The following is a 14,225-nucleotide window of genomic DNA, read 5'->3' as shown; positions in this document are numbered from 1 at the left end:
CACAATTGTGTCCGTCACAAAGCCGTACGCTTTCTTCTGTGGCCAGCAACAAACTCACCGTCGAGGATCTGCTCTCCTTCCCCGCACTCCAGCTCTCCGTGAAGGCCGGCAGCGGCGGTCTGGGCCGGTCCGTGTCCTGGGCGCACGCCAGCGAGCTCACCGACCCGACGCCCTGGCTCCTGGGCGCCGAGGTGATCATGACGACGGGCCTGGCGATCCCCCGTGGCGCGGCCGGACAGCGCGCCTATCTGGAGCGGCTGGACGACGCCGGGGTATCCGCTCTCGCGCTCTCCGCACAACTGCACATGCCCCCACTCCACGACGCGTTCTTCCGGGAGGCGGAGGAGCGCGGCTTCCCGGTCCTCGAGGTCCCACTCGCCGTCCCGTTCATCGCTGTCGCCCAGGAAGTCGCGGCCTCGGTCCAGGAGGACGCCCGGCACCGGCTGGGCGCGCAGCTCCAGGTCTTCGGCTCACTGCGCTGGCTGGTCTCCGAGGACCTCGACACGCCGACACTTCTGCGCCGTCTCGAAGGCCTGTCGGGTTACGACGTCTACCTTTGCACGCCGCAGGGCCGCCCGCTCCTGCCCGGCGTTCCCACGCCGGATCCCGCTGTCCTGCCCGCTTCCGTCGACGCTCCACCGACGGTCCCCGGCGGATTCGTCCTTCCGGTGCCCGCACCCGGCGGCCCGGCGGGCTTTCTCGTCGCGTACGAGCGTCAGGGCGCCCAGCCCGCGGGACTCGCCGTCGTCCAGCACATTGCCACCGTGGCGGCGCTGCGGCTGGCGATGGTGCGCAACGAGCGCGAGACGCTGCGCCGCGAGGGCGCGGAGACGCTGGCCGAGCTGCTGCAGGAGGTGCTCGACCCGGAGGCGGCGCGCCGTCGGCTCGCCCGGCACGCGATCGAGGGCGACACCGTGCTCCTCGTGGTGCGCCACACCACCGACGAGGCGCTGCTGCTCTGTCTGGAGGACCATCCCCATCTGCTGCTCACCCGGGGCGAGGACCGCTACGTCCTGGGGGCGCCGGAGCTGGCGGTGGCCGTCGGTGAGCTGCCGGTCGTGGCAGCCGGGATGAGCCGCCCCTTTTTGCCGGGCGCCGCACTGAAGGTCGCCCAGCGCGAGGCGCTCTGGGCGGTCTCCAAGGCCGTGGAGTCGGGCCGCCCCGTCGTCCGGTACGGCGACGACTCGACGGGCCGGTGGCTGCCCGACGACCCCGCTGTCCTGACCGCACTGGTCGAGCACGTGCTCGGCGAGGTCCTGCGCTACGACGAGGCGCACGACTCGCAGTTGCTGGTCTCCGTCCGCACCTGGATGGAGCGCGACCGCCGTACCGAGACGGCCGCGGCGGCGCTCCACATCCACCCGAACACCCTCGCCTACCGGCTGCGCCGCTTCGGCGCTCTCGCCCACCGTGACCTGACGTCGACGGGGGCCCTGGCCGAGGTCTGGCTGGCGATCCAGGCAGCTGGGGCTCTGGGCCTCACCGACTGAGTACGGCTCGTGGCAGGCCGGGAGCGAGGAGGGGGCGGCGGCCACGGCGGGGCGTGCCGGGGATAACACCTGGTGGGGTCGTGCCACCTGCACGGTCAGCACCCGCTCGAGAGTGATCCCGGCCTGGGTGAAGAAGGCGTGGGCCCGCTGCCGGAAGCCGGTGGCGGTTTCCTACTTCTTGTCTGCGTGAAGGGCGGGTCGGAGGACATCACGGGCGGCTACCAGGTCTTCCACGGCGATCGCTCGGTTCTCGCGGATCGGGCGGGATGGCGTGGTGGCCCGCCTATGCGTCCCCGTACGCCTCTCCGCCCAGTTCGAACCCGGCCGTCCCCGCCGTTATATCGGCGAGCCACGCACGGAAGGGCTCCACGTCGGCGTCCGGCAGCCCGATCTCGATCGTGACGGCCTCGCCGTACCGCACGTCACGCACCTCGCGCCCGGTGGAGCGCAGATCGTTCTGGACCTTGCCCGCGCGCTGATGGTCCACGGTGACCGTGGCCAGCCGGAAACGCTTGCGCGTCAGCGTGCCGAGCGTGTCCAGCGCCTCGCCCACCGATCCGCCGTACGCCCTGATCAGTCCGCCCGCGCCGAGCTTGACGCCGCCGTAGTAGCGGGTGACGACGGCGACGACGTACCGCATGTCGCGGCGCAGCAGCATCTGGAGCATGGGGACGCCGGCGGTGCCGCCCGGTTCGCCGTCGTCGCTCGCCTTCTGGACGGCGGCGTCGGCTCCGATGACGTAGGCGTAGCAGTTGTGCGTGGCGTCCGCGTGTTCCTTGCGGATGCCCGCGATGAAGTCCTGGGCCTCCTGTTCGGTGGCCGCCGGGGCGAGGGCGCACAGGAAGCGGGAGCGGTTGACCTCGGTCTCGTGCACGCCCGCGCGGGCCACTGTGCGGTACTCGTCCTGCATCACGCCAGCGTATGCGCTGCACGCGGGCCTGCAGCACCACGGACCCCCCGCCGCCCTGCACGCGCGCGCGTGCAGCACCACGGACCCCGCCGCCCTGCACGCGCGCGCGTGCGGTCAGAGGCAGGGGCGGGGGATCTCCGTGCATCGGCCCCCCGCAGGCAGCGCGACGGCCCGGTCGTGGCGGGCAGATCCCCCCACGACGGACGGCCCGACCCGGCACCGGAATCCCCGCGCGGCCACCCCGGTCGACGCGCGGCCTCCCCGTACGACCACCCCCGCGGCAGGCAGATCTCCCCATGACGACCCGCACCCGGCACAGCGATCCCGTTCGACGACTCCGGCCATGGCGCGGCGAACCCGTGCGGCACCCCCGGTCGAGGTGGAGCCGCTCCGCGCGATCGCCCCCGGCGCGGGTGCGTGGGGCGATGTGGTGGATACTCGCTGATCGTTGCCCGACGCCGGAACGCCGGCCCGACCGATCGCAGGGAGATCGCAGCATGACCGGCATCCAGGTGGACACCACGGACTCGGCCGATCCTCTCGATCCGGCGCCCTCCAGCCCCACTCCCCGTTGGCGGGCATGGCTTTTGGAGGGCCTCAGCGAGCGGTCGGCCCGGCACCCGGGTCCGCACGCCACCCCGGACGCGGAGCACCGGGGCCACAAGTGGTGGCGGGTCATGTGCCTGACCGGCGTGGACTACTTCTCCACGCTCGGCTACCAGCCGGGCATCGCCGCCCTCGCGGCCGGACTGCTGTCGCCGCTCGCAACGCTCGTCCTGATCGCGCTGACCCTGCTCGGCGCGCTGCCGGTCTACCGCCGGGTCGCCAAGGAGAGCCCGCACGGCGAGGGCTCGATCGCGATGCTGGAGCGGCTGCTGCCCTGGTGGGCGGGGAAGGTCTTCGTTCTGGTGCTGCTCGGCTTCGCGGCCACCGACTTCATGATCACGATCACTCTGTCGGCGGCGGACGCCTCCGCGCACGTCGTGGAGAATCCTTTCGCTCCGCACTGGATGCACGGCGGGAACACCTGGATCACCCTCCTCCTGGTCGCCGCGCTGGGCGCGGTCTTCCTGAAGGGCTTCAAGGAGGCCATCGGCATCGCCGTGGCGCTCGTGGCGACGTATCTCACACTCAATGTCGTCGTTCTCACCGTCTCCGCCTGGGAGGTGCTGAGCCACCCGGTCAGGATCGGCAACTGGACCGACGCGATGACGGCGGAGCATTCCTCGCCGCTCGCGATGGTCGGCGTCGCGCTCCTCGTCTTCCCCAAGCTGGCGCTCGGCATGTCCGGCTTCGAGACCGGTGTGGCGGTGATGCCGCAGGTCAAGGGCGACGCGACGGACACGTACGAGAAGCCGACGGGCCGGATCCGCGACACCCGCAAGCTGCTCACCACCGCCGCCGTGATCATGAGCTGCTTCCTGCTGCTGTCCAGCCTCGCGACGACGATCCTGATCCCGCAGGACGAGTTCGAGAGCGGCGGCTCGGCGAACGGCCGCGCGCTGGCGTACCTCGCGCACGAGCACCTGGGCGAGGCCTTCGGCACGGTCTACGACATCTCGACCATCGCGATCCTCTGGTTCGCCGGCGCCTCCGCGCTCGCCGGCCTCCTCAACCTCGTCCCCCGCTATCTGCCGCGCTACGGCATGGCCCCCGAGTGGACGCGCGCCGTACGGCCCCTGGTGCTCGTCTTCATGGCGGCGGCCGTCTTCATCACGCTGTGGTTCCAGGCGGACGTCGACGCCCAGAGCGGGGCGTACGCGACCGGTGTGCTGGTCCTGATGCTCTCCGCCTCCTTCGCCTCGACGGTGGCGGTGCACCAGCGGGGCCACCGCGCCGCCGCGATCGGCTTCGGCGCGATCACCACGGTCTTCGGCTACACCCTGGTCACCAACGTCATCGAGCGCCCCGACGGCATCAAGATCGCGCTGATCTTCATTCTGGCCATCCTGCTCACCTCGCTCGCGTCCCGCGTGCGCCGCGCCTTCGAACTGCGCGCCGCAGACGTCACCTTGGACGAGGCGGCGGCCCGTTTCGTCGACGAGGCCGCGGCCGGCGGACCGCTGCGGCTGATAGCGAACGAGCCGCACGAGCACAGCACCCGGGAGTACCGCGCCAAGGAGTACAGCCAGCGCGAGCAGACCCACATCCCGGACGGCCGCCCCGTGCTGTTCCTGGAGGTCTTCGTGACGGACTCCTCGGACTTCACCGCCGACCTGACCGTGCACGGCGAGGAGAAGCACGGGGTGCGCAGGCTGCGCGTCGAGGGCGCGACCGTGCCCAATACCATCGCGGCCGTCATGATGCAGCTGCGCGACCGCACCGGCCAGGTCCCGCACGCCTACTTCAACTGGACCGAGGGCAACCCGCTGAGCCACCTCGTCCGTTTCCTCGTCTTCGGCGACGGCGAGGTCGCACCGGTCACCCGCGAGGTCCTGCGCCGCGCCGAACCCGACCCGGAACGACGGCCGCGCATCCACGTGGGCTGAGGCCTCAGGACTTCTTCTTGCCCCGCGGCACGGTCACACCCGTCAGCAGTGCCGTGCCCGGGGCCAGTTCGTCCCAGGAGCCGCCTTGCAAGTCGAGGAGCGCGATGGCGGAGGTCGGGAACTTCGTCCGTACGACGTCCAGCGCGTCATCGAGGCTTTCGCCGGCGAGTTCCAGCACGAGGTCCTCCAGCCCCGGGTTGTGCCCGACCAGCAGCAACGTCCGGATCCCGTCGGGGACTTCACGCACGGCCGCCAGCAACTCCGGTACGTCGGCCCCGTACAGCCGCCGATCCAGTCGTACCGGCGGCGGGGTGCCCCACTGCCGCGACGCCAACTCCCAGGTCTGGCGGGCGCGTACGGCGGTGGAGCACAGGGCCAGGTCCGGCAGGCAGTCGGCCTCGGCCAGGGCGCGCCCGGCGGCCGGGGCGTCACGGAGGCCGCGCGGGGCGAGGGGCCGTTCGTGGTCGGCGACGCCCGCGGGCCAGGCGGACTTGGCGTGCCGCAGGACGACGAGTCTGCGCAGCGGACCGGTTTCGGCGCGCTGACCGGCTCCGGCGCGCGCGATCACAGCGCCGCGCCGATGTCGCGGGTGAGTTCGAGCCCGAGGAGACGGTCCGCGTAGGCGTACGTCTCGAAGCGGGCGCCGTCCGGCACGTCCTCCGCGCTTTCGACGCGCCGCAGCACCTCGAGTACGGCGGGCACGTCGAGGTCGTCCTCCCATGCGGCGCGCAGTTCCTGTCGTACGCCCTCGGGCACGGGCTTGGACGGCCGGGTGGCCCAGGAGGCCACGGCCTTGCGCCAGCGGGCGAGCGTCTGCCGGGCGCCGTCGAGGTCGGCGACGGCGAGGTCGACGGCCTCCTGGCGCGGGGTCGCGAGCAGGACCATCCGCAGCAGCGACGGGTCGGCCACGCCGCTCACCCGGGCGACCTCGACCCGGACGCCCTCCGCGGCCGCCTCTCCCGACGTGAGCACATGAAGGGCCGGGCCCGCACCGCTCCGGTCGCCCTCGGCCGGGCGGATGCCGAGCTCGGCCGCGCGCGCCCGGAGCCCCGCGGGTGGGTCGGCCACCGTGACGACGGGGGTCCCGCCGATTTCCAGTGCCCTGGCGAGCACGTCGGCGACCAGCAGCACCCGCAGTGCGGACAGATCGTCCCGCTCCACGTGCGCCTCGACGCGGGTCAGACCACGGCGGGCACGGACGGCTTCGATGGGCTCGCCCGTTCGGGCGTCGGTGATACGCAGCACGGGGTGAGCGTAGGCGTGCGGAGGGCCGAGCGCAGGGAGGTGGGACCTATTCCGGACATGTCCGCCCCTGTGGTGCAGCCCGCTTCACCAGGGGTTCGGGAGGGCGCTCCCTCGTGGCGGCGGGCGGCGGACGGGATCGTTGATCTCGGCGGTCGACACCCCGTTGACCTCGAAGAACAGAGCGAACAATGCCCCGCTCCCCCGGCCCCGAAGAGGACCGCTCCCGATGACCATCCGTGTCCTGCTCGCCGACGGCCAAGCCCTCCTGCGGGCGACGTTCCGCATCCTGATCGACTCCTGCTCCGACATGGAAGTGGTCGACGAGGCCTCCGACGGCGAGGAGGCCGTCGACCTCGCGCGCACGCACCATCCCGACATCGTCCTCATGGACATCCGGATGCCCGGCGCCGACGGACTCACCGCCACCGCCACCATCCGCGCCGACCCCGGCCTGTCCACCACCCGCGTCCTCATCCTCACCACGTTCGAGACCGACGAGGACGTGGCCCGGTCCCTGCGCGCGGGGGCCAGTGGCTTCCTCGGCAAGGAGGTCACCGCGGACGTACTCCTGGACGGCATCCGGACCGTGGCCGCCGGCGACGCCCTCCTGTCGCCCCGCGCCGCGCACACCCTGGCCACCCGCTTCCTCGCCACGCCCGCGCCCAGCGCACGGCTGGCGCTCCCCGAACACCTGGCCGCTCTGACCGCCCGGGAGCGAGAGGTGACGGCATTGGCGGCCGAGGGAAAGTCGAACGCCGAGATCGCCGAGAAGCTCTGCGTCAGCCCACTGACCGTCCGCACCCACATCCACCGCGCCATGACCAAACTCAGGGCCCGCGACCGCGCCCAACTCGTCGTCATCGCCTACCAAACGGGCCTCGTGCAGATCCTTCGGCCCCCGCGATGACCGGTCGGTCCCGCTGCTCCCGGGCGGCGGCACCCTGGCGGCCGGCTGCCCGCCCGAATACGGCGGAAGCGCCGGCAGTCGCCCCGTACCGCCGGGTACGTGGCATCAGGCCTCGGGCGAGAAGGCGCGCACGGCGTCGATGTCGTCCTCGGCGTGGTCGAAGAAGTCGTCGGCCAGCCGATGGCACAGCGTGGCGAGCTGCCGCAGGTCTTCCGGGGACCAGTCCGCCAGTGCCACCAACATGCCTCGGCGGCTCGCCTCGCGGGTACGGTCGACCGCGTCCTGGCCGGTCGGCGTGAGCTCGATGCGCTGGGCGCGGCGGTCGTCGGGGTCCGGGACGCGCGTCAGATAGCCGGCCTTCTCCAACTGCTGCACCTGCCGGGTCACGTGGGACGCCTCGACCGACAGCAGGTTCGCCAGCTCACTGGGGCGCAGCGAGCCGGTATCGGCGACCTGCCGCAACAGCGCCACGGCGGCTCGGTCCAGCGGGAGTCCGGCCAGCGCCATAAGGCGTTCGTGCTGACGAACCCTGCTGGTCAGATACGAGATGCGGGTGAGTGCGCGCTCGATCTCGGCCACGTCCGTCGACGCGAGGGCGGCTGCTGTTGGCGGTGGTGTGGACATGGGGAGATTTTACCATCTACTTGCCTAAGTCAAGCAATGCGGGGCGCAAGATTGTTTGACCTCCCCGCTTCCCCGCCCACGGGGAATCACCGTGTGCCGGACGCTGTTTCCCGGCTGAGCATCCAGCCGACCTAGGAGACCGCCCGTGTACGGCGCCCCGGCAACGACCCGCAAGATCCTGACCGAGCTCGGTGACACCTGGGCGATCGTCGGCCTCTCGTCGAACCAACAACGTGCCGCATACAGAGTCGCCGACGTCCTGCAGCGCTTCGGCAAGCGCATCGTCCCGGTGCATCCGAAGGCCGAGACCGTCCATGGCGAGAAGGGGTATCCCTCCCTCGACACGATCCCGTTCGACGTCGATGTCGTCGACATCTTCCTCAACAGCGAACTGGCGGGTCCCGTCGCCGACGAGGCCGTCACCATCGGCGCCAAGGCCGTCTGGTTCCAGCTCGGCGTCATCGACGAAGCCGCCTACGAGCGGACCCGCGCCGCCGGACTGGACATGGTCATGGACCGCTGCCCGGCGATCGAGATCGGGTCCCTGCGTTAGGGGGTGTCGTTGGGATCACCTCGGATCAGGCCGCGGCGCCTGGTGCGGCGCATCGCAAGGCGGAGCATGACCCGCGTACTGGGCGTACTCGGGTGAGGCGACAACGCGGCGAGGTGCCGTGCCAGGCGTCGCGGACCCGGGGTGATCCGAACGACACCCCCTAGATCGTCGCGGGCCGAGCACGCGGCACGACGACCGGGGAGCCGTCGCCGGGGGCGCGGAGGATGTCGGCGTCCACGGCGTAGAGCCGGAACCCGGTTGACGCCCGGCGACGCGCCCGGGTTTGCTGCTCCGGTGTCCACCCTTGATTTCAAGATGCCGGACGACGAGGCCACTCTCGAGGACTGGCGGTACGTCCACAACGTGATCGTCCCTCCCGCCGCCCTGTCTCTCGACGAGGTTCGAGAACGCGCCGGGCGCAACCATCTCGAGGTCGCCCACCTCGGCGACGTCCTGGTGGGCTGTACGACCGTGCGACCGCCCAAGGAGGGCACCTCCACAGCCACGGTGATCGCCCGAGTGCTGCCCGACCACCGAGGTCAGGGGTTCGGCGGGGAACTCTACGAGCGCGGGCTGAAGCAGGCACGAGCGCTGGGCGCCGACGTGATCGAGACGGTCGTACTGGCGTCCAACGAGGACGGTCTCCGCTTCGCCCTGCGCCGCGGTTTCGTCGAAACGGAGCGCTACCTGCTGCCGGGCGACAGCGTCCACTGGATCGACCTGCGGCTGGCCTGAGCCCGACGCGACCGCATCACCGCTCGCGGTCGAGGAACGCCACCACCGTTTCCGTGAACCGTCGGGGGTCGCCGAGCCACGGGAAGTGACCGGCCTCCGGCTGAACGGTCAGCTCGGCCCGGCGGAACAACTCCACGACGGCGGCAGCGACAAGCGTGGAGCAGGGCGAGATCGCCGCCGGCCGAGTGGGCGCGGAGATCGACGCGTTCCAGCCCGAGGTGAGCGCGGAGGGCCTCGACATCCTCGACCTGCCGGTCGCAGCGGTACGTCGCCGGGTCGGCCGGGACCACGCGGGCGGGGACGGCCCGGCCGGACACCTCGGCAAACATGTGTTCACCTTTACTCCAGCGCGCGCACGTTGCCTCCGGTTCGCCCGGCGTACGCCTCCGATTGCTTCCCTCAGCGGATGGACCACATCAGGCGACTGGCCGAGGTGCGCCGGGGCGCAGCGGACCGGCTGGTGATCGTGTGGCTGGTCACTCTGCCCGCCGCCGCACTGGTCGGCGAGGTCGCCGCGGTGAGTACCGGAGTTACTGTCGAAGTAGTCATCGTCTTCGCCCTCGGCGCGCTGGGGCTCGCCCACGTCGAGGCCGCGCGAGGGCGACGGGGGCGCCGACGGCGGAAACGCCCTGGGATTCGCCCAGGCCGGGCTCTGCTTCCCCGCCTGCGCGGGCGTGGTGGCGTACGGCATGTATCTGATCGTGCCCCGGTTCCACTGACACGAGTGTCACGGGAGAAGACGGAAGAAGGGGTGGGCCGGATGACGGAACTGCTGACAGGTATGCGGGTCGACTACAGCGACCAGGACGAGCCCGTGCTGATCCGGCCGGACGGCAGCCCGGTGGAGACCTGGCGGGAGAACTACCCGTATGAGCAGCGCATGGAGCGCAAGGAGTACGAGTGGCACAAGCGGCTCCAGCAGATCGAACTGCTGAAGCTGCAGAGCTGGATCAAGGAGAGCGGGCGGCGCCTGGTCATCGTCTTCGAAGGGCGGGACGCGGCCGGCAAGGGCGGCACGATAAAACGGTTCACCGAGCACCTCAATCCGCGCGGCGCGCGGGTGGTGGCCCTGGAGAAGCCGACCGAGCGCGAGCGCGGGCAGTGGTACTTCCAGCGGTATGTCGAGCATCTGCCGACCGCCGGCGAGATCGTGATGTTCGACCGTTCCTGGTACAACCGCGCGGGCGTCGAGCGTGTGATGGGCTTCTGCTCGGACGACGAGTACCTGCGCTTCATTCGGCAGGCACCCGCCTTCGAGCGGATGCTCGTCGACGACGGAGTGGACCTGATCAAGTTCTGGTTCTCGGTGTCGCAGGGCGAGCAGCGCACCCGTTTCACCATCCGCCAGGTCGATCCCGTACGACAGTGGAAGCTGTCCCCCATGGACCTGGCCTCGCTGGACCGCTGGGACGACTACACCGCCGCCAAGGTCGCCATGTTCCGCGAGACGGACACCACGCAGGCGCCTTGGACCGTGGTGAAGAGCAACGACAAGAAGCGGGCCCGCGTCGAGGCCATGCGCAGCGTCCTGGCCCGCTTCGACTACGCCGACAAGGACCACGAGGTCGTCGGAAGCCCCGACCCGAGCATCGTGGGCGCGGCGGCGACCCTGCTGGAGGCGGGCGAGGACGACACGGCCCACTGAGTCTCAGTCGTGCGCGGGCCGGTCCGTGAGGCGGTGGTCCGCCAGGCTGAGCGCCTCGTCCACGACCCGGCGCAGATGGCCGTCGCGGAGGGAGTAGATCACACGGCGGCCCTCCTTGCGGGTGGTCACCAGGCCGGCCAGCCGGAGCCTCGCCAGGTGCTGGCTGACGGCGGGCCGGGCCGCGCCGCACTCCTCGGTGAGCGTCGAGACATCGGCCTCTCCCCCGCTCAGGGTGTGCAGCAGGGCGAGGCGCGTGCGGTCACCGAGCAGGGCGAGGAGTTCGGCGGCGAGCGCGAACTGCTCCTCGCCGGGGGTACGCGGGTGCGCATCATGCGCAGGTGACAGGTGCATGCGTGCGCTCATACGCACATAATGGCGTCAGGGATGCCGACGCGTCCACTCCCGCACCCGGAAGGGGACCGATGTGAGCGAGCACCAGCACCGTCACGAGCACTCTCACGGGCACGCCCATCACCATCCTCACCCCCACCCGCGCCCCCTCGTGAGTCGCCTGCGCCACCTCCTCGCCCCCCACTCCCACGAGACCGCCGACCAGCTCGACTCCGCGCTGGAGTCGTCGGCCCGCGGTATGCGTGCCCTGTGGATCTCCCTCGTCGTGCTCGGCGCGACGGCCCTGGCGCAGGCGGTCGTCGTCGTGCTCTCGGGGTCGGTCGCGCTGCTCGGCGACACGGTGCACAACGCGGCCGACGCCCTCACCGCCGTACCGCTCGCCGTCGCCTTCGTACTGGGCCGCCGCGCGGCGACCCGGCGCTTCACCTACGGCTACGGCCGGGCGGAGGACCTCGCGGGCATCGTGATCGTGCTGACGATCGCCGCGTCCGGGGCCTTTGCGGCCTGGACGGCGGTGGAGCGGCTGATCGACCCGCGTCCGATGCGACATATCCCGGTCGTCGCCGCGGCGGCGCTCATCGGATTCCTCGGCAACGAGTGGGTCGCCCGTCACCGCATCCGGGTCGGCCGCGAGATCGGCTCCGCCGCGCTCGTCGCGGACGGCCTGCACGCGCGTACCGACGGATTCACCTCACTGGCCGTGCTGGTGGGCGCGGGCGGAGCGGCGCTCGGGTGGCAACTCGCGGACCCACTCGTGGGGTTGGCGATCACGGCCGCGATCCTGCTGGTGCTGCGCGATGCCGCCCGCGAGGTGTTCCGGCGCGTGATGGACGCCGTCGATCCGGAGTTGGTGGACCTGGCCGAGCGGGCGCTGCGGGCGGTGCCGGGCGTGCGCGGGGTGAGTGAGCTGCGGCTGCGCTGGATCGGGCACCGGCTGCGCGCCGAGGTGGCAGTCGTGGTCGACGGCGAGGCGAGCGTGCGGCAGGCCCACCACATCGCCGTCGAGGCCGAACACGCCCTGTTGCACGCCGTACCGAAGCTCACCGCGGCCCTGGTGCACGCCGACCCGGCCCCGGCGCCGGGCGAGACGGACCCGCACCTGGCACTGGCCCATCACGCACTGCCGTGAGCCGTCACGCGACGCCCAGACCCTCCAGCACCACCGCGTTCGGCAGCTCGGCGAAGGCCTTCCCCGGCACCAGCAGCTTCCCGCGCCGCCGACCGCTGCCCACCAGTACATACGGCAGGTCGACGACCGCCGAGTCCACCAACACCGGCCAGTCGCCCGGCAGTCCGATCGGCGTGATGCCGCCGTACTCCATGCCGGTCTCGCCGGTCGCCGTGTCCATCGCCGCGAACGAGGCCTTGCGGGCGCCGAGTTGGCGGCGCACAACGCCGTTGACGTCGACCCGGGTGGTGGACAGGACGACGCACGCGGCGAGCGTGGTCTCACCGCCGCGCTTGCCCGCGACGACCACGCAGTTGGCGGACTGGTCGAGCAGTTCCTGGCCGTAGTGCTCGACGAAGACCGCGGTGTCGGCCCACTCGGGCTCCGTGTCGACGTGGACGATCTGGTCGGCGGGGACGGTGCCGTGCCAGTGACGTACGGCGTCGGCGACCGGGCGGACGAGCTCGTCCAGGCAGTCGGGGGCGGGCGTGGCGTGGTCGAAGTGTCCGATGGGTGCGCGCATGACCGCACGCTAACAGCCGTGCCGCCGCGCCCGGCCCGGGGTCTCAGTGCACCGGCGGGACGGACACGGTCATGATCATTTCCACCGGCACGTCGCCGTCATTGCCGTACGTGTGGGCCGTATTGGCCTCGAAGGAGGCGCTCGCGCCCGCCGGTACGCGGTGCTCCACGCCGTCGACGGTGAGGGTCAGTTCGCCCACCGTGACATGGACGAGTTCGACCGTGCCGACGGGGTGCGGGTCCGAGGCGCTGCCCTCGCCGGGCATGAGCCGCCAGTCCCACATCTCCAGCGGCCCCGGCGCCTCGGTGCCCGCCAGCAGCCGGTTGTAGCTGCCCGCGTCCGTGTGCCACAGCCGCACCGCCTGCTCGGCCGGGACGATGCGGACCTTGGGGCCCTGCTCGTAGTCGAGGAGGGTCGTGATGCTGACGCCGAGCGCGTCGCCGATCTTGACGACGGTGCCGAGGCTGGGGTTGGTCCTGGCCTGCTCGATCTGGATGAGCATGCCGCGGCTGACCGCGGCGCGGGCGGCGAGCGCGTCCAGGGTGAAGCCGCGCTCGGTGCGCCAGCGCTTGACGTTGCGAGCCAAGGACTGGGTCAGCAGGTCGAGATCCGACACGTTCCGTCCAATATTCTAAATGACAGAGTTCAATAAAGTGAACTATGGTGTGGTGCACCCCATCGTTCACCGAACTGTACTGCGAGGCGCGTCATGACAGCACTCTTCGCCCTGGCCACGAGCCTCCTGTGGGGCCTGGCCGACTTCGGCGGAGGGCTGCTGGCCCGACGGACCCCCGCCCTCACGGTCGTCGTCGCCTCGCAGACGATCGCGGCGACCGTCCTCGGCGTGATCGTGGTCGCCACCGGCGGCTGGAGCGAGGCCGGTCCGCAGCTGTGGTTCGCGGTGGCCGCGGGCCTGGTCGGCCCGGTCGCCATGCTCGCCTTCTACAAGGCGCTGGCCCTCGGCCCGATGGGCGTCGTCTCGCCGCTCGGCTCCGTGGGCGTGGCCGTCCCGGTCGCGGTGGGGCTCGTCCTGGGTGAGCGTCCGGGGCTGTTGCAGTTCGCGGGCATCGCGGTCGCCGTCGTCGGCGTCCTGCTCGCAGGGGGTCCGCAGCTCAAAGGCGCCCCCGTGCAGCGCCAGGCCGTCCTGCTCACCCTGGTCGCCGCGTTCGGCTTCGGCGCGGTGATGTCGCTGATCGCGGAGGCCTCGACCAACCTCACCGGCCTGTTCCTCGCACTCTTCGTGCAGCGCGTGACCAATGTGGCGGCGGGCGGAGCGGCCCTCTGCATCTCGGTGAAGCGCGGCGCGCCGGCCCTTCCCCCGGAGGGTTTCCCGTGGAATTCCCTCCCCGCGCTCGCCTTCGTCGGCCTCGCCGATGTCGGGGCCAACGGCACGTACTCCATCGCCGCCCAGCACGGCCCGGTCACCGTGGCCGCCGTCCTCGCCTCGCTCTATCCCGTCGTCACGGCCGTGGCCGCGCGCGGCATCCTCGGCGAACGGCTGCGCGGAGTCCAGGCGGCGGGCGCGGGCCTGGCGCTCCTCGGCACGGTACTGCTGGCCACGGGCTGAGCGCCGGGTCCGGCGGCC

The 14,225-nt window shown here is 71.6% G+C and carries 15 protein-coding genes and 2 pseudogenes; 8 read left to right on the top strand and 9 right to left on the bottom strand.

The window, feature by feature from the left end; all coding sequences use genetic code 11:
• Nucleotides 1–38 precede the first annotated feature (38 nt).
• Nucleotides 39–1,490 carry a PucR family transcriptional regulator gene (locus tag ACX28W_RS32080; protein ID WP_459003406.1) on the top strand — a complete coding sequence of 484 codons (1,452 nt, stop codon included), beginning with the start codon at nucleotides 39–41 and terminating at the stop codon, nucleotides 1,488–1,490.
• A gap of 283 nt (nucleotides 1,491–1,773) precedes the next feature.
• Here the strand turns inward: ACX28W_RS32080 and ACX28W_RS32075 are convergent, their stop codons facing one another.
• Complete coding sequence (locus ACX28W_RS32075) at nucleotides 1,774–2,400, bottom strand: YigZ family protein (RefSeq protein ID WP_459003405.1); 627 nt, start codon at nucleotides 2,398–2,400, stop codon at nucleotides 1,774–1,776.
• Nucleotides 2,401–2,897: 497 nt separating this feature from the next.
• On the opposite strand from ACX28W_RS32075, the gene ACX28W_RS32070 reads away from it, so the two are divergent.
• Nucleotides 2,898–4,889 (top strand): APC family permease, encoded by a 1,992-nt coding sequence (locus tag ACX28W_RS32070; RefSeq protein WP_459003403.1) that lies wholly within the window; start codon nucleotides 2,898–2,900, stop codon nucleotides 4,887–4,889.
• A 4-nt stretch (nucleotides 4,890–4,893) separates the two neighbouring features.
• Here the strand turns inward: ACX28W_RS32070 and ACX28W_RS32065 are convergent, their stop codons facing one another.
• Complete coding sequence (locus tag ACX28W_RS32065; RefSeq protein WP_459003402.1) at nucleotides 4,894–5,457, bottom strand: SixA phosphatase family protein; 564 nt, start codon at nucleotides 5,455–5,457, stop codon at nucleotides 4,894–4,896.
• Entirely contained in the window at nucleotides 5,454–6,134 is a 681-nt protein-coding gene (locus ACX28W_RS32060) for a hypothetical protein (RefSeq protein ID WP_459003400.1), read from the bottom strand. The genes ACX28W_RS32065 and ACX28W_RS32060 overlap by 4 nt, the downstream gene beginning before the upstream one ends.
• A gap of 226 nt (nucleotides 6,135–6,360) precedes the next feature.
• On the opposite strand from ACX28W_RS32060, the gene ACX28W_RS32055 reads away from it, so the two are divergent.
• Nucleotides 6,361–7,041 (top strand): response regulator, encoded by a 681-nt coding sequence (locus tag ACX28W_RS32055; protein WP_459003399.1) that lies wholly within the window; start codon nucleotides 6,361–6,363, stop codon nucleotides 7,039–7,041.
• A 105-nt stretch (nucleotides 7,042–7,146) separates the two neighbouring features.
• On the opposite strand, the gene ACX28W_RS32050 is transcribed toward ACX28W_RS32055, so the two are convergent.
• Complete coding sequence (locus tag ACX28W_RS32050) at nucleotides 7,147–7,665, bottom strand: MarR family winged helix-turn-helix transcriptional regulator (RefSeq protein ID WP_459003397.1); 519 nt, start codon at nucleotides 7,663–7,665, stop codon at nucleotides 7,147–7,149.
• Between the two features lie 145 nt (nucleotides 7,666–7,810).
• On the opposite strand from ACX28W_RS32050, the gene ACX28W_RS32045 reads away from it, so the two are divergent.
• The gene (locus ACX28W_RS32045) at nucleotides 7,811–8,218 is read left to right on the top strand and encodes a CoA-binding protein (RefSeq protein WP_459003396.1); all 408 of its coding nucleotides are present in this window, start codon (nucleotides 7,811–7,813) and stop codon (nucleotides 8,216–8,218) included.
• A 160-nt stretch (nucleotides 8,219–8,378) separates the two neighbouring features.
• Here ACX28W_RS32045 and fecE read toward each other — a convergent pair.
• Nucleotides 8,379–8,465, bottom strand: a pseudogene (gene fecE / locus ACX28W_RS32040) (Fe(3+) dicitrate ABC transporter ATP-binding protein FecE); the annotation flags it as partial.
• A 47-nt stretch (nucleotides 8,466–8,512) separates the two neighbouring features.
• On the opposite strand from fecE, the gene ACX28W_RS32035 reads away from it, so the two are divergent.
• Entirely contained in the window at nucleotides 8,513–8,953 is a 441-nt protein-coding gene (locus ACX28W_RS32035; RefSeq protein ID WP_459003394.1) for a GNAT family N-acetyltransferase, read from the top strand.
• A gap of 146 nt (nucleotides 8,954–9,099) precedes the next feature.
• Here ACX28W_RS32035 and ACX28W_RS32030 read toward each other — a convergent pair.
• Nucleotides 9,100–9,240: pseudogene (locus ACX28W_RS32030) on the bottom strand (alpha/beta fold hydrolase); the annotation flags it as partial.
• A 473-nt stretch (nucleotides 9,241–9,713) separates the two neighbouring features.
• Between ACX28W_RS32030 and ppk2 the strand changes: the two are divergent.
• A complete protein-coding gene (gene ppk2 / locus ACX28W_RS32025; protein ID WP_459003463.1) occupies nucleotides 9,714–10,598 on the top strand; it encodes a polyphosphate kinase 2 in 885 nt (294 codons plus the stop codon).
• Nucleotides 10,599–10,601: 3 nt separating this feature from the next.
• Here ppk2 and ACX28W_RS32020 read toward each other — a convergent pair whose 3' ends face one another.
• Complete coding sequence (locus tag ACX28W_RS32020) at nucleotides 10,602–10,961, bottom strand: ArsR/SmtB family transcription factor (protein ID WP_459003392.1); 360 nt, start codon at nucleotides 10,959–10,961, stop codon at nucleotides 10,602–10,604.
• Nucleotides 10,962–11,022: 61 nt separating this feature from the next.
• Between ACX28W_RS32020 and ACX28W_RS32015 the strand changes: the two genes are divergently transcribed.
• Nucleotides 11,023–12,078, top strand: coding sequence for a cation diffusion facilitator family transporter (locus tag ACX28W_RS32015; protein ID WP_459003390.1), 1,056 nt, complete (start codon nucleotides 11,023–11,025; stop codon nucleotides 12,076–12,078).
• A gap of 4 nt (nucleotides 12,079–12,082) precedes the next feature.
• Here the strand turns inward: ACX28W_RS32015 and ACX28W_RS32010 are convergent, their stop codons facing one another.
• Nucleotides 12,083–12,640, bottom strand: coding sequence for a YbaK/EbsC family protein (locus tag ACX28W_RS32010; protein ID WP_459003389.1), 558 nt, complete (start codon nucleotides 12,638–12,640; stop codon nucleotides 12,083–12,085).
• Nucleotides 12,641–12,683: 43 nt separating this feature from the next.
• Complete coding sequence (locus ACX28W_RS32005) at nucleotides 12,684–13,256, bottom strand: helix-turn-helix domain-containing protein (protein ID WP_459003387.1); 573 nt, start codon at nucleotides 13,254–13,256, stop codon at nucleotides 12,684–12,686.
• Nucleotides 13,257–13,349: 93 nt separating this feature from the next.
• Here ACX28W_RS32005 and ACX28W_RS32000 point away from each other — a divergent pair, with 93 nt between their 5' ends.
• Entirely contained in the window at nucleotides 13,350–14,207 is an 858-nt protein-coding gene (locus ACX28W_RS32000) for an EamA family transporter (RefSeq protein ID WP_459003386.1), read from the top strand.
• Nucleotides 14,208–14,225: the final 18 nt, after the last annotated feature.

Source organism: Streptomyces sp. SD15, from assembly GCF_054462255.1.
This window is presented reverse-complemented; position numbering and strand designations above follow the sequence as displayed.

What these genes read in the sequence shown, in the direction of transcription:
- ACX28W_RS32075 (WP_459003405.1), bottom strand. Translation starts at nt 2,400, where the DNA reads ATGCAGGACGAGTACCGCACAGTGGCCCGCGCGGGCGTGCACGAGACC.
- ACX28W_RS32070 (WP_459003403.1), top strand. Translation starts at nt 2,898, where the DNA reads ATGACCGGCATCCAGGTGGACACCACGGACTCGGCCGATCCTCTCGAT.
- ACX28W_RS32055 (WP_459003399.1), top strand. Translation starts at nt 6,361, where the DNA reads ATGACCATCCGTGTCCTGCTCGCCGACGGCCAAGCCCTCCTGCGGGCG.
- ACX28W_RS32050 (WP_459003397.1), bottom strand. Translation starts at nt 7,665, where the DNA reads ATGTCCACACCACCGCCAACAGCAGCCGCCCTCGCGTCGACGGACGTG.
- ppk2 (WP_459003463.1), top strand. Translation starts at nt 9,714, where the DNA reads ATGACGGAACTGCTGACAGGTATGCGGGTCGACTACAGCGACCAGGAC.
- ACX28W_RS32020 (WP_459003392.1), bottom strand. Translation starts at nt 10,961, where the DNA reads ATGAGCGCACGCATGCACCTGTCACCTGCGCATGATGCGCACCCGCGT.
- ACX28W_RS32010 (WP_459003389.1), bottom strand. Translation starts at nt 12,640, where the DNA reads ATGCGCGCACCCATCGGACACTTCGACCACGCCACGCCCGCCCCCGAC.
- ACX28W_RS32000 (WP_459003386.1), top strand. Translation starts at nt 13,350, where the DNA reads ATGACAGCACTCTTCGCCCTGGCCACGAGCCTCCTGTGGGGCCTGGCC.